10 protein-coding genes and 1 pseudogene are annotated in these 26564 nt (G+C 49.5%); 10 read left to right on the top strand and 1 reads right to left on the bottom strand.

Annotated features, from left to right (window positions below; all coding sequences use genetic code 11):
- The first annotated feature begins 57 nt into the window (after positions 1 to 57).
- The 6 genes from AAE250_RS15095 (at position 58) to AAE250_RS15070 (ending at position 13699) form a co-directional block, all read left to right on the top strand.
- The gene (locus tag AAE250_RS15095) at positions 58 to 1998 is read left to right on the top strand and encodes a family 43 glycosylhydrolase (RefSeq protein ID WP_446715762.1); all 1941 of its coding nucleotides are present in this window, start codon (positions 58 to 60) and stop codon (positions 1996 to 1998) included.
- Positions 1999 to 2031: 33 nt separating this feature from the next.
- The gene (locus tag AAE250_RS15090) at positions 2032 to 3978 is read left to right on the top strand and encodes a glycoside hydrolase family 97 protein (RefSeq protein ID WP_294598345.1); all 1947 of its coding nucleotides are present in this window, start codon (positions 2032 to 2034) and stop codon (positions 3976 to 3978) included.
- A gap of 51 nt (positions 3979 to 4029) precedes the next feature.
- Positions 4030 to 6513, top strand: a complete 2484-nt coding sequence (locus tag AAE250_RS15085) for an alpha-L-arabinofuranosidase C-terminal domain-containing protein (protein ID WP_446715764.1) — start codon at positions 4030 to 4032, stop codon at positions 6511 to 6513.
- Between the two features lie 13 nt (positions 6514 to 6526).
- Positions 6527 to 8542 carry a glycoside hydrolase family 127 protein gene (locus tag AAE250_RS15080; protein ID WP_294598339.1) on the top strand — a complete coding sequence of 672 codons (2016 nt, stop codon included), beginning with the start codon at positions 6527 to 6529 and terminating at the stop codon, positions 8540 to 8542.
- A gap of 20 nt (positions 8543 to 8562) precedes the next feature.
- Entirely contained in the window at positions 8563 to 10497 is a 1935-nt protein-coding gene (locus tag AAE250_RS15075; RefSeq protein ID WP_294598336.1) for an alpha-L-arabinofuranosidase C-terminal domain-containing protein, read from the top strand.
- 106 nt (positions 10498 to 10603) lie between these two features.
- Positions 10604 to 13699: a glycoside hydrolase family 2 TIM barrel-domain containing protein gene (locus AAE250_RS15070; RefSeq protein WP_294598333.1), complete on the top strand. Its 3096-nt coding sequence runs from the start codon at positions 10604 to 10606 to the stop codon at positions 13697 to 13699.
- A 64-nt stretch (positions 13700 to 13763) separates the two neighbouring features.
- On the opposite strand, the gene AAE250_RS15065 is transcribed toward AAE250_RS15070, so the two are convergent.
- Positions 13764 to 17777: a hybrid sensor histidine kinase/response regulator transcription factor gene (locus AAE250_RS15065; protein ID WP_294598492.1), complete on the bottom strand. Its 4014-nt coding sequence runs from the start codon at positions 17775 to 17777 to the stop codon at positions 13764 to 13766.
- Between the two features lie 427 nt (positions 17778 to 18204).
- Between AAE250_RS15065 and AAE250_RS15060 the strand changes: the two genes are divergently transcribed.
- From AAE250_RS15060 to AAE250_RS15045, 4 genes and pseudogenes are all read left to right on the top strand, one after another.
- A complete protein-coding gene (locus AAE250_RS15060) occupies positions 18205 to 21549 on the top strand; it encodes a SusC/RagA family TonB-linked outer membrane protein (RefSeq protein WP_294598330.1) in 3345 nt (1114 codons plus the stop codon).
- 12 nt (positions 21550 to 21561) lie between these two features.
- Positions 21562 to 23607 carry a RagB/SusD family nutrient uptake outer membrane protein gene (locus tag AAE250_RS15055; protein WP_294598489.1) on the top strand — a complete coding sequence of 682 codons (2046 nt, stop codon included), beginning with the start codon at positions 21562 to 21564 and terminating at the stop codon, positions 23605 to 23607.
- A 211-nt stretch (positions 23608 to 23818) separates the two neighbouring features.
- Positions 23819 to 24970: pseudogene (locus tag AAE250_RS15050) on the top strand (ATP-binding protein); the annotation flags it as partial.
- A 579-nt stretch (positions 24971 to 25549) separates the two neighbouring features.
- A complete protein-coding gene (locus AAE250_RS15045) occupies positions 25550 to 26560 on the top strand; it encodes a glycoside hydrolase family 43 protein (protein ID WP_294598327.1) in 1011 nt (336 codons plus the stop codon).
- Positions 26561 to 26564: the final 4 nt, after the last annotated feature.

Raw genomic sequence — 26564 nt, 5'->3', positions numbered from 1 at the left:
TTATATAAGGTAAAGTGTTACTTTTACACTCGCTAAATAATTCAATATAAAACTATTATGATGAATAGAAAAACACCTTTGTTACGGATGAACTTGTTGGCAGTATCATTACTGCTTTTTGTCCTTCCCGGATTTTCTCAGCAGAAGTCCTTCTATGAAAAAGATTGCGTTGCTTATTTGTTCACTTATTTCACGGGTAATCATATCAGTGAAGAGGCCGTATGCTATGCCGTCAGTATGGACGGATACACCTATTGGGCACTGAACGGCGGCAAGCCGGTGATTGACTCAAAAGTCATCAGCTCTACGGGCGGCGTGCGCGATCCCCATATCCTGCGCTGCGAGGATGGAAAGACTTTCTATATGGTAGTGACTGATATGGTTTCCGGCAACGGATGGGATTCCAACCGGGCGATGGTATTGCTGAAATCTACCGATCTGGTGAACTGGTCGCACTCGGTCATCAATATGCAGAAACGTTATGAAGGTCAGGAAAAATTGAAACGTGTGTGGGCTCCGCAAACGGTTTATGATCCGGAAACCGGAAAGTACATGGTATATTGGAGCATGAAGTATGGTGACGGACCGGATGTTATCTATTATGCGTATGCGAATGAGGATTTTACCGATTTGATAGGCGAGCCGAAGCCCCTGTTCCTGCCGAAAGAGGGTAAATCGTGTATCGACGGGGATATTGTCTATAAAGATGGTGTCTTTCATCTTTTCTATAAGACAGAAGGGCACGGCAATGGTATCAAGGTAGCCACTACCCGCTCGCTTACTTCCGGACAGTGGACTGAAGAGCCCGACTACAAGCAACAGACAACAGATGCGGTGGAAGGGGCAGGTACCTTTAAACTGATAGGGCAGGATAAGTATATATTAATGTATGACGTATATATGAAAGGTAAGTATCAGTTTACGGAAACTACCGACCTGAAGAACTTTAAGGTGATAGACAGTGAAGTAAAGATGAATTTCCATCCGCGTCATGGCACGATTATTCCTATTACACGGGATGAGTTAGTTCGGATCACGGATAAGTGGGGTAAACCGGCAGAGCTGGGCGAACTGCCCAATAATCCGATATTGCCGGGCTTCCATGCCGATCCTGAGGTGCTGTATTCCAATCAGACAAAGAAATATTATATCTACTCTACTACGGACGGACAACCGGGCTGGGGAGGCTGGTATTTTACCGTATTCTCGTCCACAGATCTGAAAAACTGGAAAGACGAAGGTGTTATGCTGGATTTGAAGTCGGAACAAGTACCTTGGGCCGATGGAAATGCCTGGGCGCCATGCATTGAGGAAAAACTGATAAAGGGACAATATAAATACTTCTTTTATTATAGCGGAAATCCCAAAGATGGAGGGGGTAAGCAGATTGGAGTAGCCACAAGCGATTCTCCGACGGGACCGTTCACAGACTTGGGACATCCAATCATAACCACTTCTCCCGTGGGTGGCGGACAGCAGATCGACGTAGATGTCTTTACCGATCCGGTTTCGGGTAAGCCTTACCTTTACTGGGGCAACGGTTATATGGCGGGTGCCGAGTTGAATAAGGATATGCTTTCCATCAAGAAGAATACGATTACGGTAATGACACCCCAGGGAGGCACTTTGCAGGACTATGCCTATCGGGAGGCACCATACGTATTCTATCGCAAGGGGCTTTATTACTTTCTGTGGTCGGTGGACGATACCGGTTCACCTAACTACCATGTGGCGTACGGCACTTCCAAATCACCGCTTGGCCCTATCGAGGTGGCAAAGGAACCGATAGTCCTGATTCAAAGCCCGGAGAAAGAGATATATGGTCCTGCTCATAACTCGGTACTCCAGATTCCCGGTACGGATGAGTGGTACATCGTCTATCATCGAATTAATAAGAACTACCTGAAACACGAGCCGGGTACGCATCGGGAAGTGTGCATAGACCGGATGGAGTTCAATCCGGACGGAACCATCAAACCGGTAGTGCCTACCCGCTGATTATCATAAAAACTTTAATACCTGAAACACATTATGAAGAACAGACTGAAATCATTTGCCTTTTTAGTAGCGGCAGCAGCTTTGCCGCTGGCTGCACAAGATATCACCGTCAGCGGACCCGACGGCAAGTTGCAATTAACCGTATCGTGTCCGGAAGGGGGAGAAGCTTCTTATGCGGTATCTTACAATGGGAAGCAGATGCTTAAGCCTTCTCCACTGGGCTTGCAGACAAATGTAGGAGACTTTGCCGGAGCCCTGAAATGGATGGGACATAAAGAAACGAAAATAGATACTACCTACGAGCAGACGCGTATCAAGACTTCGCGCGTGCACTATCGCGCCAATGAGCTGCTGTGCTCCTTTGCCAATGCGCAGGGGCAGAAGGTAGATGTAATGTTCCGCGTCAGTGACAATGACGTGGCTTTCCGCTATCTGTTGCCCCGACAAGGAGAGCGGGGAAGCGTTGCCGTCAATCAAGAGAAGACCGGTTTCCGCTTTCCGTCTCAGACTACTACTTTCCTTTGTCCGCAGAGCGATGCCATGATAGGCTGGAAGCGGACGAAGCCCAGTTATGAGGAAGAATATAAGGCGGATGCCCCTTTGAATGCACGTTCGCAGTATGGGCACGGATATACTTTCCCCTGTTTGTTCAAGGTAGGAGGGGATGGTTGGCTACTCGTCAGCGAGACGGGCGTAGACAGCCATTATTGTGCTTCCCATTTGAGTGATGCGACAGACGGGCTGTTTACAATTGCTTTTCCCATGCCGGAGGAGAATAACGGCAATGGAACGGTGGCTCCGGCTTTCGCCTTGCCGGGGGCTACTCCGTGGCGCACCATTACGGTGGGCGAAACGCTGAAGCCTATCGTGGAGACGACTGTACCCTGGGATGTAGTGAAGCCGCTGTACGAGACGGAGCACGATTATAAGCCGGGGCGCGGCACGTGGAGCTGGATTCTTTGGCAGGACGGCAGCATCAATTACGATGACCAGGTGCACTATGTGGATCTGGCGGCAGCGATGGGATATGAGTATGTATTGATAGACAACTGGTGGGACACCAACATCGGCTACGACCGGATGGAGCAACTGATAAAATACGCCCATAGCAAAGGCGTGGATGTTTTCCTTTGGTACAGTTCCAGTGGCTATTGGAATGATATCGAGCAGGGACCGACTAACCGGATGGACACTCCGATCATTCGCAAGCGGGAGATGAAGTGGCTTCAAAGCCAGGGTGTGAAAGGTATCAAAGTCGACTTCTTCGGTGGAGACAAGCAGGAGACGATGCGGCTGTACGAAGATATTCTGAGCGATGCGGACGACCACGGACTGATGGTCATCTTCCACGGATGCACGATACCCCGCGGATGGGAACGGATGTATCCTAACTATGTAGGCAGTGAAGCTGTTCTGGCTTCCGAGAATCTGATCTTCAACCAGCACTTCTGTGATGAAGAGGCGTTCAATGCCACGCTGCATCCGTTTATCCGCAATACGGTGGGATGTATGGAATTTGGTGGCTGTTTCCTGAACAAGCGGCTGAATCGTGGCAATGATGGCGGAAGTATTCGCCGTACCACCGATGTGTTCCAGCTGGCAACGACGGTGCTGTTTCAAAACCCGATACAGAACTTCGCATTGGCTCCCGGCAACCTGACGGATGCACCGCAGCTCTGCCTCGACTTCATGAAACAGATACCTACGACCTGGGATGAGACTCGTTTCATTGATGGCTACCCAGGGAAGTATGTGGTACTTGCCCGTCGCCACGCCGATACGTGGTATGTGGCTGCCATCAATGCCGGTAAAGAAACTTTGAAACTGAAGCTTACGCTGCCTATGCTGGCAGGCGAAACGGTTTCTTTCTACAGTGACGATAAACAGCAACAACCGCAAGAGAAGGCTGTGAAGATAAAAGCCGACGGCAGCATCCAGCTGGTGCTTCAATCGCAGGGAGGCGCTGTATTGGTTAAGTAGCATTCAATCTTAGACATTATGAATAGACTGATTAGTTTCCTGGGTTTGTGCATGCTTTGGGCTCTGTCTGTACCCATGCAGGCAAGCGTGAACGAAGTGGCGAATGAGCCCGATTCCGTGTTTCTCTTTTCGTATGCGGATAGAGAAGGAAATAGCGGATTGAAGTTTGCCTGGAGTCCCGACGGGAAGAGCTGGTTTTCCGTAGCCGACGGCTATGAGTATGTGAAGAGCGACTTCGGTCCATGGGGCAGGGCAAAGAAAATGTTCCGCCCGCAACTGATGCAAAGCCGTACCGATGGCGGATGGTGCTGCATCTGGACGCTGAGTGAAAAAGGAGAAGCGCTTGGATGTGCTTCTTCTGCAGATTTGTTGAAGTGGGGACGGCAGAGCTACTTCCCGGTTTCGGAACGCGGCAAGCACCTGCCCGCCGACATCGTTCCTGCCACCGAGGGCAAGGCTGTGATAGGCGGACGTGAAGAATACGGCTGGATGCAACGGGCGCCTTATGCTACCATTGAACAACTGATACGCTACGCCGAGCATAAGAAATTCCGCCAGATACAGAATGACGAGCGCATGGAACAGGATGTTGTCCGTTTTGCCGGGTTGAAGCCGGTAGAGGCAACCATCCGTGTGCAGACGTCGCAGGCTAAACCTATCAGCGAGCACTTGATCGGCATTTTCTTCGAAGATATTAATTACTCTGCCGACGGTGGTTTGTATGCAGAACTCGTACAGAACCGCGATTTCGAGTATTCTTCCCGAGACGGGTCACACCAGGGCTGGGATAATGGATATGCCTGGTCTGTACAAGGCGATAATGCTACGTTGAGTATTGCCACCGACCGGCCGATCCATGCGAATAATCCGCATTATGCCGTGTTCGACCTGAAGCAACCGGGGGCTGCGTTGCAGAACGATGGCTTCGACGGTATCAGCCTGAAAAAGGGAGAGAAATATGACTTTTCATTTTTTGCCCGTGTGGCCGATGGAAGCAAAGGTGGTAAAATGTCGGTTCGCTTGCTCGATCAGGAAGGCAGAGAAGTAGCGCAGGCTATGGTGAACGTTTCTTCCAAGGAGTGGAAGAAGCAGAAAGCCGTGCTGACTGCAAATGCCGACGTACGCGCCGCTGTGCTGGCACTTCAACCACAAGTTGCCGGTACGTACCATCTCGACATGGTTTCCCTTTTCCCCCGAAATACCTTCAGGGGACACGAGAACGGCTTGCGTGCCGACCTGGCACAAACGCTTGCCGACCTGAAACCCCGCTTTGTGCGTTTCCCCGGCGGATGCGTAGCGCATGGCGACGGTGTGGATAATATCTACGATTGGAAAGGTTCTATCGGTCCGTTGGAGGCCCGCAAGCCGTTGCGCAATCTTTGGGGCTATCATCAGACGCGCGGACTGGGCTATTTTGAATACTTCCGCTTCTGCGAAGATATCGGTGCCGAGCCGGTGCCCGTACTGGCCGCCGGTGTCCCTTGCCAGAACTCCGGAACTTGCAGCCACCATGCCACGGGCGAGCTTGGCTGCAACGGACAGCAGGGAGGCATCCCGATGGAAGAGATGGGAGCTTACGTGCAGGACATCCTAGACCTGATAGAATACGCCAACGGCGACGCCCGCAAAACCGTCTGGGGAAAGAAGCGTGCCGAAGCAGGCCATCCGAAACCCTTCAATCTGAAGTATATCGGCATCGGCAATGAAGACTTGATTACCGACGTGTTTGAAGAGCGCTTCACGATGATATACCGTGCCGTCAAAGAGAAATATCCCGAGATAACGGTGATAGGTACCGTAGGCCCTTTCTACGAGGGCACGGACTATGACGAAGGCTGGGAGCTTGCCACCCGTCTGGGCGTGCCGATGGTGGACGAGCATTATTATGTGGCCCCGGGTTGGATGATTCACAATCAGGATTACTACGATGGCTATGACCGCACGAAGCCGAAGGTTTATTTGGGCGAATATGCTGCCCATCTGCCGGGCCGTCCCAGCAACATCGAGACGGCGCTTGCCGAGGCGCTGTATCTGACGACGGTAGAACGCAACGGCGATGTTGTCTCCATGACTTCTTATGCTCCGTTGCTGGCCAAGGAGAACCATACGCAGTGGACGCCCGACCTGATTTACTTCAATAATACGGAAGTAAAGCCTACGGTAGATTACTATACGCAGCAGATGTTCGGACAGAATGCCGGTAGCGAGTATGTGGCGTCTACCGTCAGTCTGAGCAACACGCAGGATGCTGTAAGGAAACGCATCGGCGTGTCGGTAGTAAAAGATGAAATAACAGGCGATTATATTGTAAAATTAGTAAATTTGTTGCCGGTGGAGGTTGCTGCCAAGGTGAAACTGGATGATGTGGCTTTGGTTAACCCTTCTGCCGTGAAGACCGTTTTGGCAGGTAATCCTAAGGATAAAGAAGCGAAATCTGTTTCTTCTGTCTTTGAAGTAGCAGGAAATGAATTTCCTTATGCAATGCCGGCCTATTCGTTTACGGTAATACGTATCCATCAGAATGAACCCCAATAATACTATAGGAACCATGAAAAGACTATTAACCTTGGCACTTACCGCTGCTCTTGCCGGTAGTACAGTTGCACAGAAGCAGCAATCGTTGCATTCGGGCTACCCCATCACCCCGGTGCCTTTTACTTCCGTCAAAGTGACGGACGGCTTCTGGGGACAACGCCTCCGGGCAAGCCGTGAAGTAACCATCCCGCTGGCATTCAGCAAATGTGAGGAGACGGGACGCTATGAAAACTTTGTGAAAGCAGCTCATCCCAGTGAAGAGTATAAAGTAGAAGGGTTCTCCTTCGATGATACCGACGTATACAAGACCATTGAGGGGGCCAGCTACTCGTTGCAGACTTATCCCGATAAGAAGTTGGAGCGGTATATAGACAGCGTGCTGACGATTGTTGCCGCTGCGCAGGAACCGGATGGATACTTGTATACCGCCCGTACCATGAACCCGAAGCATCCCCATAATTGGGCAGGACCGGAGCGCTGGGTGGCTGTAGAGCACCTGAGCCATGAATTCTATAACCTGGGACACATGGTAGAGGGTGCTGTAGCCCATTACCAGGCTACCGGAAAAAGGAACTTCCTGGATATAGCCATCCGCTACGCCGACTGCGTCTGCAAGGCGATAGGCGACGGGCCGGACCAGAAGCGCCTGGTGCCGGGACATCAGATTGCCGAAATGGCACTGGCGAAACTTTATCTGGTGACGGGTGACAAGAAGTATCTGGACCAGGCCAAATTCTTCCTCGACGCACGTGGCACTACCAGCCGTAAGGATGCTTACAGTCAGGCACATCTGCCGGTGGTGGAACAGGATGAGGCCGTCGGCCATGCGGTACGTGCCACTTACATGTATTCCGGTATGGCGGATGTGGCGGCCATTACGGGCGACAGTAGTTATATCAAGGCAATCGACCGGATTTGGGATAATATCGTTTCCAAGAAGATTTATATTACCGGTGGCATCGGTGCACGCCACGATGGCGAGGCATTCGGTGATAATTACGAGTTGCCCAATCTTTCGGCTTATAATGAGACTTGCGCCGCCATCGGCAATGTGTATATGAATTATCGCCTGTTCTTGCTTCACGGCGATGCTAAGTACTTTGACGTATTGGAGCGGACGCTTTACAACGGGTTGATTTCGGGTGTATCGCTGGATGGAGGTTCGTTCTTCTATCCCAATCCATTGGCGTCGGATGGAGGTTACAGCCGTCAGCCGTGGTTTGGTTGCGCTTGCTGTCCCAGCAATATCAGCCGGTTCATTCCTTCGTTGCCGGGATATGCGTATGCGGTGAAGGACGAGCAGGTTTATGTCAATTTATTCCTTTCCAACCGGGCTGAGTTGAATGTCAATAAGAAGAAAGTGGTGTTGGAGCAGGAGACGTCTTATCCTTGGAACGGCGATATCCGCTTGACGGTGGCGCAGGGCAACCAGCCGTTTACCATGAATATCCGCATTCCGGGCTGGGTGCGTGGCAGCGTGTTGCCGGGAGACCTGTATGCGTATGCCGACAATCAGAAGCCGACTTACCGCGTGTTGGTGAATGGTCAGGAGGTGCGGGGAGAACTGACGAACGGCTACCTCGGCATCGACCGCCGGTGGAAGAAGGGCGATGTGGTGGAGATTCATTTCGACATGCTGCCCCGTGTGGTGAAGGCTAATCCGAAGGTCGAGGCCGACCGTGGCCGGGTAGCCATTGAGCGTGGTCCGCTGGTGTATTGCGCCGAGTGGCCTGATAATGACTTCAATGTGCACACGGTGCTTCTGAACCGCAATCCGCAGTTCCGGGTGGTGGAGAAGCCTGAATTGCTGTACGGAGTCAGTGAGATTACGACCGATGCGCAGGCAATCAGTTACGATGCGACCGGCCGACTGGCGGTAAAGGATGTCACGCTTACTTTAATTCCTTATTATGCCTGGGCACATCGTGGCGAAGGCAATATGGATGTATGGCTTCCGGTGGATATAAGTGCTGCTTCAGCTTTACCTCAGAAGGGGGAGAAGCAGGCGGATAACGGATTCTTTAAATAATGATCTAATAAATAATATATATGAGAAAGTTAACAATCCTCTTTACTTTGCTTTTTGCACTAAGTGTGCAAGCACAACACACAATGACCGTCGACGTCTCCCGTCCGACGGCCCGAATCAATCCTGCTATGTACGGCATCTTCTTCGAAGATATCAACTTCGGTGCCGATGGCGGCTTGTACGCCGAACTGGTGAAGAACCGCTCTTTCGAGTTCCCCCAACCCTTTGTCGGCTGGGTGCCTTTCGGCAACGTGACGATACAGAACGAAGCACCCTGCTTCGACCGCAATCCGCACTACGTGCGCATCACGAACGACGGACGACTGCTGCGTGCGGGGCTGGATAACGAAGGTTATCGCGGCATCGGCCTCAAAAAAGGAGAATCCTATCGCTTCTCCGCCTATGCCCGTACCTCGGATGCCAAACCTATGAAACTCTCCATCGAACTGGTGAATGCCAACGGTGAGAACTTGTTGAAGAAGGAACTCGAAGTGAAAGGCAACGAGTGGCAGAAGTTGACGGCTGTGTTGACGTCTCCTTTCACCGATGCCCACTCCCGCCTGCGCGTAGTGCTGCAAACCGCAGGAACGGTAGACGTGGACCACATCTCCCTCTTCCCCGTGAATACCTGGAAGAACCGCGAGAATGGCCTGCGTGCCGACCTTGCCCAAGCACTCTACGACCTCAATCCCGGTGTCTTCCGCTTCCCCGGCGGCTGCATCATCGAGGGCAACAGCCTCGCCACCCGCTATCAGTGGAAAAACTCCGTAGGTCCTGTTGAGAACCGCCCGCTGAACGAGAACCGCTGGAACTATACCTTCAAGCACAAAGCCTTCCCCGACTATTTTCAAAGCCTCGGCCTCGGCTTCTACGAATACTTTCTGCTGAGCGAAGACCTCGGCGCGGAGCCCCTTCCGGTGTTGAGCTGCGGACTCTCCTGCCAGTACGAAAGCAACGAAGTGGTGCCTTTGGCCGAGCTCGACCCTTACGTGCAGGATGCTCTCGACCTGATAGAGTTTGCCAACGGCCCTGCCACCTCCAAGTGGGGCAAAGTGCGTGCCGATATGGGACATCCCGAACCTTTCCATCTCAAAATGATTGCTGTAGGTAACGAGCAGTGGGGCGAGGTCTATACCGAGCGCCTCGAAGTATTTACCAAAGCCATTCGTGCCCAATATCCCGATATCAAGATTGTCGGCTCCTCCGGCCCCAGTGCCAGCGGCGAACATTTCGATTACCTCTGGCCTGAAATGAAACGCATCGGCGTAGACTTGGTGGACGAACATTACTACATGGCGCCCGACTGGTTCTTCTCCAACGCCTCTCGCTACGACAACTACGATCGCCGCGGTCCGAAGGTCTTTGCCGGTGAATACGCTTCGCACGACCATCCTACGGGCAAAGCCAATAACTTCCTCGCTGCCCTTTCCGAAGCTGCTTTCATGACGGGACTGGAACGCAATGCCGATGTGGTGCGGCTGGCTACCTACGCGCCGCTCTTTGCCCACGTCGATGCCTGGCAGTGGAATCCCGACCTCATCTGGTTCGATAACTTCCGCATGATGCGTACGCCGAATTACTACGTCCAGCAGATGTACGGCATGAATGCCGGTACCGATGTGCTTTCCATGCAGATGGATGGCAAACCGGTGGCGGGACAGGACAGCCTCTACGCTACCGCTGCGCTGAATGCTCCTACGGGGGAAGTGATTCTGAAACTGGTCAATGCCGGCAGCAAAGCGGCGAAGGTACAGATTGATTTCAACGGACTGAAGAAACAGCAAATAGTGGCAGGTTCCTGTACCTACCTGCAGAATTGCGACTGGCGGGCGGTGAATACGCTGGAGCAGGAAGCCATCGTTCCGCGCGTTCGTCCGGTGCAGGTGCAGGGGCGTTCTTTGGATTTGGAACTGCAACCCCGTTCATTTGGAGTGTATCGCCTGCAGATGAACTAATAGTGGCCTTTTTTGAATTATTATTCACCCTATTATCTCAGGGTGCTCTCTATCTTTGCAGCGAAGGGGAAACTTCCTCTTCGTTACAAACATAAACTTATCTATCATGAAGAAACATCTCATTACCGGACTGTTTGCCGCCTTTGCCTTGACCGCCGGCGCACAGTCTTTCCAGGAATGGCTCGACCCCGAAGTCAACGCCGTGAACCGTGCTCCGATGCACACTAACTACTTCGCCTACGAGTCGGCCGATGCCGCCGCCCGTGGCGTGAAAGAAAGCTCTTCCAACTTTATGACCCTGAACGGCGTCTGGCGCTTCTTTGGCGTGAAAGATGCCGATCTCCGCCCCACCGACTTCTGGAAGCCTGGCTTCGACGACCGCACGTGGGGCAGCATGCCCGTCCCCGGTGTTTGGGAACTGAACGGCTTTGGCGACCCCATCTACGTGAACACCAGCTATGCCTGGCGCAACCAGTTCACCAGCAATCCCCCGCAGGTGCCTACAGAGAATAACCACGTAGGCTCTTACCGCCGCGAAATCATCGTTCCTGCCACGTGGAAAGGCAAGGAAATCATCGCCCACTTCGGTTCCGTCACCTCTAATATCTATCTGTGGGTCAACGGCCGCTACGTAGGCTATAGCGAAGACAGCAAGCTGGAAGCCGAATTCAACCTGACGCCCTATCTGAAGCCCGGTCAGAAGAACCTGATTGCCTTCCAAGTCTTCCGCTGGTGCGACGGTACCTACCTCGAAGACCAGGACTTCTTCCGCTACAGTGGTGTAGGCCGCGACTGCTATCTGTATGCCCGCAACAAACAGCGTATCGAAGACATCCGTGTCACTCCCGACCTGGACGCCTCTTATAAGAATGGTTCGCTGCGCGTTGCCCTCAACGTGAAGGGCGGCGGCAACGTCAACCTCGAACTGCTGGATGCCTCCGGCAAGCAAATCGCTTCCGAAACTGCCCACGGCAGCGGCACCACTCTGCTGACAGTGGAGAATCCGCATAAATGGACGGCCGAAACTCCGTATCTTTATACCTTGCGCGCCACGCTTCAGGGCAGCGGTGAAGTGATCCCCGTCAAAGTAGGTTTCCGCAAGATTGAGCTGAAGGGCGCGCAGATATTGGTCAACGGACAGCCCGTCCTCTTCAAGGGTGCCGACCGCCATGAGATGGACCCCGACTACGGCTACGTTATCTCGCGTGAACGCATGCTGCAGGACATCCAGGTGATGAAGAAGTTCAATATCAATGCCGTGCGTACCTGCCACTATCCCAACAACAATCTGTGGTACGACCTCTGCGATGAATACGGCATCTACGTCGTGGCCGAAGCCAACATCGAATCCCACGGAATGGGCTACGGCGACAAGACCCTGGCCAAGCGCGCAGACTACAAGAAAGCACACCTGGAACGCAACCAGCGCAACGTACAACGCAGCTTCAACCATCCCAGCATCATCTTCTGGTCACTGGGCAACGAAGCCGGATATGGTCCCAACTTCGAAGCTGCCTACGACTGGATAAAAGCCGAAGACCCTAGTCGTGCCGTGCAATACGAGCAGGCAGGCAAGAAGGGAAAGACGGACATCTACTGCCCTATGTACTACGGTTATAACCATTGCCAGCAATACTGCGAAGACGCCACGATGGATAAACCCCTCATCCAGTGCGAATACGCCCATGCCATGGGTAACTCCGAAGGCGGTTTCAAGGAATACTGGGACCTGGTGCGTAAGTACCCAAAGTTCCAGGGTGGCTTTATCTGGGACTTTGTAGACCAGTCCGTACGCTGGCCGGGCAAGAACGGCAAGATGATTTATGCCTACGGTGGCGACTTCAACCGCTACGACGGCAGCGACGGTAACTTCTGTGACAACGGACTGATCAGCCCCGACCGCGTGCCCAATCCTCACATGTACGAAGTAGGCCGCATCTATCAGGACATCTGGACCACACCTGCCGACCTGAAGAACGGAGAAATCAACGTATACAATGAGTACTTCTTCCGCGACCTCTCCGCCTACTATCTGGAGTGGGAAGTGCTGAAAGGCGGGCGAGTAATGCGTACCGGCCGTGTGGAGAACCTGAATGTAGCTCCGCAGCAAACGGCCAAGGTCAAACTGGACCTGGGCGCGACCTGCCAGTGTACGGAATGGCTGCTCAACGTTTCCTATAAGCTGAAGAACCGTGAAGGTCTGCTTCCTGCCGGTTATGCCGTGGCCAAGGACCAGCTGACGCTGAACCCGTATCAAGCTCCTTCCATGGACCTGAAGAACTGCGAACTGAGCAATGTTCCCGCTACCGCTCCTGCCGTGAAAGAGAACGATTGGAATTACCTGATTGTCACCGGCGATGCCTTCCGCCTGGAATTCAACAAGCATAGCGGTTACCTGACCCAATATCAGGTGAACGGCCGCGAACTGATAAAAGAAGGTGAAGCTTTGACCCCGAACTTCTGGCGTGCTCCTACGGACAACGACTTTGGTGCCAACCTGCAACGTAAATATGCTGCCTGGAAGAACCCCGAAATCAAGCTGACTTCTTTCAATCAACGCACCGAGAACAGCCAGGTTATCGTAGAAGCTGCCTACGACATGCCTTCGGTATCTGCCAAACTGAATCTGACGTATGTCATCAACAACAGCGGTGCCGTGAAAGTCACTCAAAAGCTGACTGCCGACAAGAATGCGAAAGTCTCCCCGATGTTCCGCTTCGGCATGCAGATGCCTATGCCGCGCAGTTTCGAAACCATCGAATACTACGGTCGCGGTCCTGTGGAGAACTACAACGACCGTAACCATTCGGCCGATCTGGGCATCTATCGCCAGAGCGTTGCCGAGCAGTTCTATCCCTACATCCGTCCGCAAGAGAACGGAACGAAGACCGACATCCGTTGGTGGAAGATGCTGAATCCTGTCGGTAGTGGTGTCAAGATAGTGGCCGACGCTCCTTTCTCCGCATCTGCCCTGTACTATACCATCGAGTCTTTGGACGAAGGCTGGCATAAGCAGAACGGCCACTCACCCGAAGTAGAGGAAGCCGACCTTACCAACCTTTGCATTGACAAGGTGCAAACCGGTCTGGGTTGCGAAGACAGTTGGGGACGCATTGCCCGTCCTGAGTATCAGGTTCCTTACGCCGATTATGAGTTCACGTTTATACTCACTCCGGTGAAGAACAGTGTAGACTTAGACTAGAATAAAGTAAATGATATAATGATAAACGGTCGCTTCCTTAGAATGGGAGCGACCGTTTATTTTATTATTGTTTCTGCTTCAGATACTCACTTGGTGTCATTCCGAACTCGCTCTTGAAGCATTGACGGAAGTAAGCTACGCTGCTGAATCCGGTCATATAAGAGATCTCAGAGATGGAGTATCTGCCGGAAAGCAGGAACTGCACGCCGTTTCTCATCTTCACTTTGCGGATAAATTCGTTGGCCGACATATCTGCCACTCCTTTTATCTTCCGGTAAAGCGTGGAGTGGCTCATGCACATTTTGTCGGCAATGAAGGCGATGTCCATCTTCTCCATTTCCAGATTCTCTTCGATGATTTGCGTGATTCGCTGCAGGAACTCGTTGTCCAGTGCGTTCAGCGAGCTGGCGGCTTCGGCGGCCTGCTCCGGTTGGGGGATGACGGCGGTCAGGCGGGTTGCCAACTTCCTGCGGGCTTCCAGCAGGTTGTTGATGCGGCTGTGCAGCAACTTGGCGCTGAAAGGTTTGGTCAGATAAGAGTCGGCACCGGCGGTATAGCCTTCCTCTTTGTCGTGCAGGGAGTCTTTGGCCGTCAGCAGGATGACGGGGATGTGGCTGGTGCGTATGTCGTCCTTCACCGACCGGCAGAGTGCGATACCGTCCATGACGGGCATCATAATGTCGCTGACGATGACGTTTGGAATGCGGTCCTGGGCCAGCACCCAGCCTTTCTTGCCGTCTTCGGCAGTCAGTATCTCGAAGTTGTCGCTGAGTGACTGGCGGATGTATTCGCGGATGTCGAGGTTGTCTTCTACTACCAAAAGCAGCGGGTGGGCCTCTTCGGCTTGTCCCTCTTCCGGGAGCAGGGCTTCTTCGGTTGTTCCGGGTTCTTCGTCTGTCCGGTGCGTGTCGGTGTGCAATGCGTTGGGGTAGGTGTTGTCCGTCAACAGGCGGAGCCGGAAGGTGGTGCCGACTTCCAGTTGGCTGCTGACGTCGAGGGTTGCCTCGTGCAAGTCGGCCAGTCCTTTCACCAAAGCCAGTCCGATGCCCGAACCGGATGCCTGATATTTGCTGTGGGCCTGGTAGTAACGTTCGAAGATGTGTGGCAAAGCATCCGGGGCAATGCCGTGGCCGGTATCGCTGACGCTGATTTCAGTATACCTTACGCCGTCCTCTTCTTGGGCATTCAGGGCGAGGGTGATGTCACCTTTCGAGGTGTATTTGGCTGCGTTGGACAACAGGTTGTCCAGGATGGTCGTCAGCATGTCGGCATCGTAGAAGAGTTGTGTCTCTTCCGTTTCGATACGTACATGGAAGTTAACCTTGGGATTCCGGTTCAGTTCTTTGTAGCGCAATCCTATTTCTTGTATCAGTTCCGACAAGTCGCCTCGCGCCACGGAGAGCTTGCGGTTCTGGGTTTCCGTCTTGCGGAACTCCAGGATGCCGTTGATGAGGTTCAGCAGACGGGTGGCGCTGTCGCGTATGATGCTGATTTTGTTGGCATGTTTGGGCGAGAGGGTGTTGTCGCTCAGCAGGTCTTCCAGCGGACCCAGTATCAGGGTGAGCGGGGTGCGCAGTTCGTGGGTGATGTTGGTGTAGAAGCGCAGGCGCTCGTCATTCAGTTCCTGCTTGTTCTGGCTGTTCTTGCGTTCTACTTGCAGGCTGCTTTCCAAGTCCAGTTTTCGTTTGTAGAAGCTAAGCAGGATATAGATAAGCGTGGCTGCTACCAGGATATAGAGCAACTTGGCATACCATGCCAGCCAGAAGGGTGGGTGAATGGTAATGGGAAGTGCGGCAATCTCTTCTTCCCATTCCTGGTTGCGCAGGCGGGTGCGGACTTTGAACTTATATTTGCCGGGCGGGATGTTGCGGAAGGTTACCTGGTTTTCGCCTTGTGTGCTGTACCACACATCCTCCAGTCCCTCCATCATGTAAGCGAACTCTACTTGAGTGTTCTGTGTATAGTCCAGTACGTTGAATGAAATCTTAAAGGTATTTTGGTTGTGTGGCAGTACGATTCTTCCTGGGGCCAGTGGCAATGCTACTTCCACATCCTGGCTTTCCGTCTGCTTGCTGTAGACGAAGAAGCGTGTGATGGTGACGGGAGATACGATCTGTGCAGCCGCGAGCGACGAGGGGTCGAAGCTGCATGTGCCGTTTTGCGAACCGAAATAAAGCGTTCCGTCGGTAGCCAGTACGGCGGCACCGTCCATAAAGTCACCCATGGGGATGCCATCTCTGTGGTCATAGCCGTAGAACATCTTTTGGCTTTCGTTCAAGCGTGATATTTCGGCGTTGGTGCTTAGCCAGATGTTGCCGTCGCGGTCTTCACGGATGGCACGTACTTGTGTGTTCCGCAATCCCTCTGCTTCACCGAAAGTCTGGTAGCTTTCCGGTTTGGTGAAGTCAGGGAAGAGGATAGCCCCTTCTCGCGTGGCAATCCAGATGCGCTCCTGTGAGTCGACTGTCAGGGAATTCACGGCATTGGAGGGGAAACCGTTCTCTTTCTGGTGGTTCAGCAGTAACTTGCCTTGTGTGCTGAAGATGAAAATACCTTTTCCGAATGTTCCTATCCACAACTTACCTTGCGAATCACGGTATATGCCGTGCACAATACGGTCGTCCAATTGGCTGGTCAGTTCTTCTTCGAAAGTCAGTTTGTCGTTCAGATAGCTGTATATTCCGTTGCGGCAGCCTATCCACAGCTTTCCGTCCGTGTCTTCGTAGAAACATCGGATGTCCGAGGGCTGCGTTTCGTTTCCACTGATGCGGGTGAAACTTTTCTTCTCCGGTTCGTAGTAGAAGAGTCCGGCTTCGTAGGTGCCAATCCATATTCTCTTCCGGCTGTCCTCGTGCAGAGCTCTGACAAAGGCATGAGGGTGGGAGGCTGAGGTTGGCAATGGAATTACTTGTACTTTTTCTCCTTTCTTATAGAGTGCCAGTTCACTTTCTCCGCCCATCCATAGGTGCCCGTTGTGGTCTATACAGAGCCCCCATACCTGTTTGTAGCGAATCTGGCCTTGCTTTTCTACAGTGTAGCGTAGGGTATTGAATTTGCTTGGTTCATAGCTGATAAAGTCCAGTCCGTCGCGGTAATTCCCTATCCAGATGTTTCCGTAGGAGTCTTGCAGCAGCCGGCGTACGTAGGGGCCGGTTAATCCGTATTCATCGTTGGTCACCGTAATGTTTCGGAAACGGATATTCCGGGCATCGGTGAAGGTATTGCTTTGCATATTCAGTATACTGATACCGCCCATGCTGGTAGCAAACCAAATCTCTCCGTTCTTCATTTGTTTGATATCCATTACAGTTCCCGGTAGCAACGAATCATCATCATCTTTCTTGTGCCGGAATACGGTGAATTGCTGCGTATCAGGATTGAAGAGGGCGATTCCCTTATTCGTTCCTATCCATACATTCTTGTTATGGTCAATGCAGATGGAGTAAACTTCATCACCGGGAATACTGTTCGGATTGTCCGGATCGTGGTGGAAGTTACGCAGGGTCATCTTTTTCATATCGATGATGCTGAGGCCGTCCAATACATGTCCTACATACAGATTACCTTGTCCGTCGTCTCTGGCTGTCCAGTATCTTCGGGGCAATCCTTTGACATTGTTCCAGTTATAATTGGTAAATGTTTGTTTTCGGGGATCATAGTGCTGTATGCCCATGTGGTAATGGGTAATCCATATTCCGCCGTCAGAAGCCGGGGCCAGATAAGGTATGTCATTGCTGACCAGTTTGTTTCCATCTTCTGCCTTTAGTTCGGTGATGCTTTCGGTGCTATAGTCAAAGCAACAAAGTCCGTCGCGTTGAGTACCGATCCACACCTTGTCTTCTGCAGGATCAGCCAGTACGGCGTTCAACTCGTTGCTGCTCAATCCCGAGTTACTTTTATTATAAACGATGAATTGTTGTCCGTCAAAGCGGTTCAACCCTGATTCCGTTGCTATCCATATATAGCCTTTCCGGTCTTGCGTCAGGCTGACAACGTAATTGTTGGAAAGTCCGTTTTCTACGCCGAAATGTGAAATGCGGTGCGGTTGGGCAGATGTGGTAGTGATGAGAGTTCCCATTACGTTCAGGAAGCAGATGATGTAAATGATGCCGATGTGTTTCATGGTACGGTTGTCTTTTTAGGGTCTGTGCAAAAGTAGCACATTTCCTTGAATAATGTTCTTGCTGTACGGGGTAGAAATTCTGCATTCTACCACTAAAAATTCGTCATGAAAGGATAGATAAATGGTCAAAATTACACTTATTGCTTTGTGTGAACGATTTTCTATTCTTCTTGCTTAGTTTTTAATCTCTCTTGTGTTATAATATTTTTTAAGTTTGCGGTGGAAAGATAAAACAACTATTAAATCTTTAATACTTATGAAGACATAAAATGAACCTTATTTTGAAAGTAGGAAGATGCAAAGCTACTCTTTCTTCTTCTTTATAAATAGTATACAAGAGAGAATTTATTCAATTACCTTATTTATCTAATAACAAAAAACGATGAATCTAAATTCGTTCAAAAGAAATCGCAAGGCACTTACAGCCTTATTGCTCTGCACGGGTTTTATTGCTACTCATCCTTTGGCAGCATTTGCCGAAGAAGGTGTGCCTGCTGTGCAGATGGTCCAACAACAGAAACAATCTGTTTCGGGTATCGTGAAGGATGCTACTGGTGAACCGGTTATCGGTGCCAATATCCGTGAAAAAGGAAATCCAAGTAATGGTACGATTACCGATATTGACGGTAACTTCAGTATTAAGGTTGCTCCGGGTGCTACGCTCGAGGTTTCTTTCATTGGCTATAAGACAGTGGAAGTAAAAGCTACATCCGGCAAACCTCTGAATGTAACTCTGACGGATGATACTGAGATGCTGGAAGAAGTGGTGGTAATAGGTTATGGTACGATGCGCAAGAAAGACCTTACGGGATCTGTTGTTCAGATACGTCCGGACAGACTTGCCAATGAAGCTCCGAAGACAGTGCAGGATGTATTGCGCGGTACCCCAGGCCTGAATGTGGGATATGATGCTTCGGCCAAAGGTGGTGGTTCTATGCAGATTCGTGGACAACGTTCAGTATATGATAAGGGGGGACACAACGATCCGCTTATTATCCTTGACGGCATGCAGTTCTATGGTGAGCTTTCTGAAATCAATCCCGAGGACATCGCTCAGATTGACGTATTGAAGGATGCTTCAGCCTCGGCTGTTTATGGTGCCAAAGGTGCGAATGGTGTAATTGTAGTGACTACCAAGAAGGGTAAGACGGGCAAACCGACCATTAATGTAGGTGTTACGCTGGGTATCAATACTCGTAGTGCCTATCGTGAAGTGTTTGATTCCAACGGTTATGTGCAATATTTGAGCGACTGGTATAAAACAAATTCATACGGACAGAATCCTATAACGGGCAAGTATGAAGCTTATGGAGCGGCAACATGGAAAAAAGATAATGATTTTCCTGAAGGACATTGGGTATTCAATACTCCGGCCGGTTTCTACGATAATCCGAATAATCTTTCTCAGTGGGGCATTGACCAGGATCAGTGGAAGGCATATAGCAACAATACCGAAGGTGAGGGACTGATAAGTATTTGGGGACGTCGCCTGGGTATGGAAGACGCTGTATTGCAAAACTTTATCAATGGAAAAACGTTCGATTGGTATGACAAGACTTTCCGCACCGGCATCAACCAGGATTACAACGCCAGCGTGTCGGGAGCTACCGAACGCATGAACTATTACATGTCATTCGGTTATTTGAAGAATGAAGGAGCTATCCGTGGGAATGATTATCAAGCCATGCGTGCCAATCTGAAAGTCACAGGAAAAGTAACGGATTGGTTAGAAATAGGAGCGAATGTTAATTTCCAGGACCGTACGGACGGTGATATTTCTGTAAGTACAGGAACCAATTACTGGGACAACAATATGTTGCGTAATAGCCCATATTCTAATTATCTCAATGAGGATGGGTCGTTGGCACAATATCCTATGGGAAATACGGTAAAGCGCGGTTATAACTACGACTTTGAACGCCAATATCTGGATTTGGACAAAGGCTATACTGTTTTGAATACGATATTCAATGCCAAATTGACGCTGCCGTTTGGAATCAAGTATGAATTCAATATTGCTCCGCGCTATCAGTTCTTCTATGACCGTTATTTCACTTCCGCTTCAAGACCTGATACGAATGCCGATAATCAAGGTGTGAACCGGGAACAAAGCAAACGTTTCGATTATTCATTGAATAACACTATTACTTGGGACTACACGTTTGCCAAGAAGCATCATGTCATTCTTACCTTGGTGCAGGAGGCTGAAGAACGTCGTTTCTGGAAAGACCGTATCGAAGCGAAAGGTATTTATCCGTCGGACGCTTTGGGTTTTCATAACACTGCCAACGGAACAAAGACATTAAGCAATTTCTCTTCTGAAGATACGCATGAAACGGCCGCTGCATATATGGGACGTCTGTTCTATTCGTATGATGACCGCTATATGATAACCGGTACGGTACGCCGGGATGGTTATTGTGCATTCGGTACTAACAATCCGTGGGCTACATTCCCCTCTATATCTGCGGCTTGGACTTTCACCAACGAAGAGTTTTTTAATTGGGAGCCAATGAGTACCGGTAAGTTACGCCTGTCTTGGGGTAAAAATGGTAACCGTTCGCTTGAAAATCCTTTTGTAGCTTTGTCTAATCTGGGTGCCGGTACGGGAGCTACGATGGGATATATCACAAACAACGGGGCTATTTATGATATGAAATATTTGAGTGCTGACCGTATGGCTAACCCGAACCTTCAATGGGAAAAGACAGAATCTTATAACGTTGGTTTAGATTTCGGGTTCTTTAACGACCGTATTAGCGGTAGTATCGAAGGATATATCATGAAAACGCATGACATGATCATGGGAAAGAGTTTACCCGACTTTTCCGGATTCGGAAGTATTACAACCAATCTTGGTGAAGTACAGAATAAAGGTATTGAATTCAGCTTAAGTACGGTGAATATGCAGAAAGCTGACTTTGAATGGCGTTCCACCTTTGGATTGTCCTATAATAAGAATGAAATAAAACACCTCTATTATGAAATGCAAGATGTTTTAGATGCCGATGGCAATGTGGTTGGCCAAAAGGAAATGGATGATACCGGTAATAAATGGTTTATCGGCAAACCTATCGGAGTAATCTGGGACTATAAGGTGACCGGCATTTGGCAGGCGGATGAAATGGAGGAAGCAGCTAAATATGGCCAGAAACCGGGCGATCCGAAAGTGGAAAACTATTATACAGCTGATGATAAGGTAAATGCCGACGGTAGTGTTACACCGGTGTATAATGATAAAGATAAGCAATTCCTGGGACAAACAACTCCCAAAGTACGTCTGTCTTTCCGTAATGAATTTACGTTGTGGAAGAATCTGGATTTTTCGTTTAGCCTTTATTCCTACTTAGGGCATAAGAGCCTTTCGGGAAACTATCTGAATAACGATAATGGTGGTAACTTGGTTACCTATACATTCAATACTTTCAAGAAGGAGTATTGGACACCGGAGAATCCGACGAACGAATATGGACGTCTCAACGCCCAAGGACCTAATGGTGCACAGGGGGCGCAGAAATTGTATAACCGCTCGTTTGTTCGTTTAGACAACATTTCGTTGGCTTATACATTGCCGCAGAAGTTAACAAAGAGATGGCTGATTGACCGTGTGAAACTGTATGGTACTATACGCAATGTAGGTTGCTGGGGACCGTGGGAATATGGTGATGCAGAAACAGGTGGATTGGCTACCCGCACTTATACGTTTGGATTAAACTTAACCTTCTAAAAACTTGGAATGATGAAAAACTATATGAATAATATATTATCAAAAGGATTGTTGATTCTTACCGGGACGGTGTTGACGACCGGTTGTACTGATAGTTTCCTTAAGCCGGACCCGCTGTCATTCTATGAACCGGATGTCACATTCTCCACTGAATCTGGTTTAAAAGCCGGATTGGCTATGGCTGACAGACATTTGCGCTTGTATTGGACCGATTTTGAGTCTAATAATATTAATGTACCCATTAGTACGGAATATCTTTTCTCTGACCTTTCATTATTTGGAAAGACTGACCAAGGTAACGGCACTTATTCAAACTTCGCTGCTCAGTTGACTCCGACCGGTGGTATTTCCAACGGTGATGATAACCAGATTTCTTATTTCTGGGGACAAACATACAGTGGAATTAAGTATGCTAATACGGTATTGAATTATGTAGATGGGGTTACCTCTCTAAGCGAGGCTACCAAGAATGCCTATAAAGGACGTGCGTACTTTCATCGTGCTTACCGTTATCTGAACCTGGTTTTCCAATTTGGTGATGTTCCTTTGGTGACAAAACTACTGGAAGTACCCAAAGAAAACTATCGCTCCACTAAAAAGGAAGCTATTCTGGATATGATTACCAAGGATATGGAGTTTGCTGTTGAATGGGTACCTGAACAAAAAGATATGGAGTATTATGGTATGGTAAATAAGGGTGCCTGCCGCCAATTGCTTATTAAGTGTTATTTGGCAACCGGACAGTTTGAAAAGGCCGAACAGCAAGCTGACATTCTGATTGGACAATACCAGTTGATGACAGAGCCTTTTGGAACATTTACCAACAGTGGAGAACCTGAAACCTGGAATATAACACGCAATGTTATTTGGGATTTACATCGTCCGGTGAATAAGGCTATTGGTAGTAATAAGGAGGCTATTATGGTGCTTCCCAACAGTTCAGACCAAACCCATACTGATTTTCTGACTATGCGTATTTTCGGTCCTTTCTGGAACGATGGTAAACTGCAGACTACTGATGGAGCGCAAGCTGCAATAAACTTTGCACGAAATGCGCCTCTTTATGATAAGGCTTTGGATAATGTCCGAGCTTTTGGGCGTGGAATCGGTACTATACGGGCTACTCATTTTGCACAACATGGATTGTGGACTGTGAATGGTATAGAGGATAAGGCGGATCTTCGTCATAATTCTACTGTCGGAAACTGGGTGAATATGGAAGATATCAGGTACTGTGCTTATATCAATCAGGGTGCAAAGCAAAAATCGGAGTATTACGGAAAGAATTTCATGCTCTATGCGGATAAGGATGTTTGGGGAACAGATAAAGATGGCAATCCCATTATCACTAAACATAAGGGAGATATACTTTGCTCAGATACCTTACGCGACTGGTTCGATTTTCCTTTGTATAAGATTTATCTGAAGGATGAAAATGCCGAAGCCAATGTGGGTGCTAACCAGTTTAATGGAGCAAGCAAAGGCAGCGATGCTACGTGGTATCTGTATCGTTTGGCCGAAACCTATTTGTTGCGTGCCGAAGCTAAATACTATCAAGGTAAAGATGCTACATCTGATGTAAACGAAGTACGTAAACGCGCTCAATGCTCGCAGCTTTATACTACAGTTAATATTGGTGATATAATGAATGAACGTGCTCGCGAGCTTTATCTGGAAGAGTGGCGTCATGCTGAGCTGGTACGTGTATCTTACTGTTTGGCCTTGAGTGGCAAACCCGATGAATGGGGAAATACCTATAGTCTTGACAATTGGGATAAGCAGGAAGGCACGGATGAGAATGGCGGAAGCTACTGGTATCAGCGCTTGATGCACTATTCCATTTACAATAAGCACCCTGAAGGAATACAGAGCGGTGGTAAAACATTCATTTTCTCAATGGATAAGCACAATATGTACTGGCCTATTCCTAATGGTTCTATTATTGGTAATAAAAAAGGAAAACTCCATCAGAATTACGGCTATGACGGTTATGATGCCAATGTCCCGATGTGGGAGACTTGGGAAGAGGCTGTTGCTGATGAAGATAAGACAGAATGATTGTTTGTCCCCGTTCCTTGAAAACAACGATGCCATAGAGGTAACAGGTTTTATTTAATAATTGAAGCGAGGTGGTCTTATTATTTAATAAGATGCTGCCTCGCTTTCTTTTTAAAGCACGGTGACAAGGAGAAAGAACCGAAAATAGCTTGCATTTATGCCTGCTTTCACGTATCTTCGCCTTATAATCTATTATAAGACGTACGAGAAGATGAAATACCCCATTGGAATACAGAGTTTCGACCGCATTCGCGAAGACGGATTTGTCTATGTGGATAAGACTGACTTGGTTTATGATCTTGTGCAGAAAGGTTCAATTTATTTTCTGAGCCGTCCCCGTCGTTTCGGAAAGAGCCTACTGGTGAGTACGCTTGCCTGCTATTTCCAGGGACGAAAAGAATTATTCGACGGACTGGCCATCGCCTCTCTTGAAAAAGAATGGTTGCAATACCCCATTTTCCGTATTGATTTCAACGGAGGGAACTATACCCGTGAAGGAGAACTGGAAGCAACCATCGAAACCTACATAGTTCAATGGGAAGAGATGTATGGAAAAGACCCTGCAGAAACCACCATCGGTACCCGCTTCAGAGGCGTGCTGCAACGCGCTAGTCAGCAGACCGGACTGCGTGCCGTGGTTCTGGTTGATGAATACGATAAACCCATTCTCGACGTACTGGACACGGGTGCCTATACTCGTACCGACGAGGGCGAGAAACTTCTGCTCGAAGATCATCACCGGGAGATACTGAAAGGTTTCTACTCCACCTTCAAAGGTGCCGATGAATACTTGAAATTCGTACTGCTGACCGGTGTTACAAAGTTCTCACAAGTAAGTGTATTCAGCGGGTTCAATCAGCCTAAGGATATCAGTATGGATGGACGCTATGAGTCATTGTGTGGCATCACTCAGGAAGAACTGGAGGCTCACTTCGAAGAACCTATGTCCCAGCTGGCAGCCAAATATCAATGTACTGTGGAGGAGATGAGAGAATGGCTGAAGCGTCAGTACGACGGTTATCACTTCAGTACGAACATGGCGGATATTTATAATCCGTTCAGTATACTCAGTGCTTTTGACATGAACGAAATTCGTGATTACTGGTTTTCTACCGGCACGCCCACCTATTTGATACGCCTGCTGAGACACAGCCGTGAGCAGATGAACGAACTGACCGGGAAATATTATAAGCCCTCCTTGTTTGTGGACTATAAGGCAAATGTAGAGCAACCTTTGCCCATGATTTACCAAAGTGGCTACCTTACTATCAAGGAGTACAACAGAAGAATGGGTACTTATTTGCTTGATTTTCCTAATAATGAAGTACGTAAAGGATTCTTGTCTGTATTGGCAGCCGACTTTCCCTCTGTTACGCGTACGGTAGAGGATTGGGAAGAATTAATTTGTAATTGATAATTTGGGGGCAGCAAGTTCAACTCTCAAATAAAAGTTGCGAGGCATTTTACCCTCATACCCTCATAAAAACTCTGTATCCCTTTATTCATCGGCGTTTGAACTATGAGAGCGACCCTGGTAGCAACTATGAGGGTAGGCCGTTGCTCTCATAGTGCATCGTCCGTGGGGAATAGGGCTAAGGAGGCAACTTTTTAATGCGTGAAAGGTGTTGTAAATAAGGTGATTACGGTTTCTTATAGGTAGGAAACTGGCGTTTCTGTATGTGGAAACTGTCGTTCCCAACAGTAGGGAACGACAGTTTCTCCTAATGGGAACGAGCGTTTCCTCTAATGGGAACTGCAGTTTCCTCTTATGGGAACGCGCGTTCCCTTGTATGGAAACGGAAGTGTCCCCATAGAAGCAATAATGAATTAATATGCTGACGAAGGCATAATAGAAGTATTACCCACCCTTTTTGACTGATAATTAGCCCTTGAGTATTAGTTTGCTGCTTATCTTTGTAGCATGTCAATAAATAAATCTACCATGAAGAAAAGAAATCTATTATTGTTTGCTATGTTGCTGATTGCCGTCTTGCTGCCGGCACAACAGAAGGTACCCGGCCGTTTCCGGACTAATATTCCTCTCGATTCGATTCATCTGAGCGATCCCTGTATCCTGGCTGATAGGAAAACGAACATGTATTATATGACTGGCTCCGGAGGACTTCTTTGGAAGAGTAAGAACCTTGCCTTGTGGGAAGGCCCGTATCGGGTTACGGAAACCGATCCGGACTCTTGGATGGGGCCCAATCCGGAGATCTGGGCAGCGGAACTGCATCAGTATAAAGGTAAATACTACTATTTCGCCACATTTACAAACAATGCCATCCGGATAGATTCGGTGAAAGGAACCGTAATCCCCCGTCGTGCCAGCCATGTACTGGTCAGCAACAAACCCGACGGACCTTACCGGCCTATGAAAGATCCTGTCTATCTGCCTGCCGACATGCCGACGCTCGACGGCACTTTCTGGGTGGACAGCGATGGTAAACCCTATATGATTTATTGCCACGAATGGTTGCAGAACTGGAACGGCACGGTGGAAAAGATAGAGCTGAAGCCCGACTTGAGCGGTTCCATCGGCAAGGGAAAGATTCTTTTCCGTTCCAGCGATTCACCGTGGAGCCGCGAAAGAATGGGCGACAAAGTAGCACCAAACCGGGTGACTGACGGCCCGTGGGTGTTCCGGACAACTACCGGACGCTTGGGGATGATATGGACAAGCTGGGTGTTCCAGGACTATACGCAAGGCGTTGCCTACTCGGCAAGCGGAACCTTGGACGGGCCGTGGATACAAGAAAAAGAGCCCATCACTCCGCCCAATTTCGGTCATGGCATGCTGTTCCGGACATTGGAAGGGAAGTGGCTGATGTCTGTTCACAGTCATAAGGAGGTGAATGGAAGGTATGTCCGCATTCCCCATTTGTTTGAGGTCGATTTGTCGGGAGACAAGCTGGTGCTGGGAAAAGATTTGTCCTCCTCCATCCGTTTGTAGACTA

Origin of the sequence: Bacteroides sp. GD17 (assembly GCF_038448625.1) — a bacterium.
Lineage (GTDB): Bacteria > Bacteroidota > Bacteroidia > Bacteroidales > Bacteroidaceae > Bacteroides.
Note: the sequence above shows the minus strand (reverse complement) of the source record. Positions and strands in the feature narration are given on the sequence as shown.

What these genes read in the sequence shown, in the direction of transcription:
- AAE250_RS15075 (WP_294598336.1), top strand. Translation starts at nt 8,563, where the DNA reads ATGAGAAAGTTAACAATCCTCTTTACTTTGCTTTTTGCACTAAGTGTG.
- AAE250_RS15055 (WP_294598489.1), top strand. Translation starts at nt 21,562, where the DNA reads ATGAAAAACTATATGAATAATATATTATCAAAAGGATTGTTGATTCTT.
- AAE250_RS15090 (WP_294598345.1), top strand. Translation starts at nt 2,032, where the DNA reads ATGAAGAACAGACTGAAATCATTTGCCTTTTTAGTAGCGGCAGCAGCT.
- AAE250_RS15095 (WP_446715762.1), top strand. Translation starts at nt 58, where the DNA reads ATGATGAATAGAAAAACACCTTTGTTACGGATGAACTTGTTGGCAGTA.
- AAE250_RS15045 (WP_294598327.1), top strand. Translation starts at nt 25,550, where the DNA reads ATGAAGAAAAGAAATCTATTATTGTTTGCTATGTTGCTGATTGCCGTC.
- AAE250_RS15070 (WP_294598333.1), top strand. Translation starts at nt 10,604, where the DNA reads ATGAAGAAACATCTCATTACCGGACTGTTTGCCGCCTTTGCCTTGACC.
- AAE250_RS15060 (WP_294598330.1), top strand. Translation starts at nt 18,205, where the DNA reads ATGAATCTAAATTCGTTCAAAAGAAATCGCAAGGCACTTACAGCCTTA.
- AAE250_RS15065 (WP_294598492.1), bottom strand. Translation starts at nt 17,777, where the DNA reads ATGGGAACTCTCATCACTACCACATCTGCCCAACCGCACCGCATTTCA.
- AAE250_RS15085 (WP_446715764.1), top strand. Translation starts at nt 4,030, where the DNA reads ATGCTTTGGGCTCTGTCTGTACCCATGCAGGCAAGCGTGAACGAAGTG.
- AAE250_RS15080 (WP_294598339.1), top strand. Translation starts at nt 6,527, where the DNA reads ATGAAAAGACTATTAACCTTGGCACTTACCGCTGCTCTTGCCGGTAGT.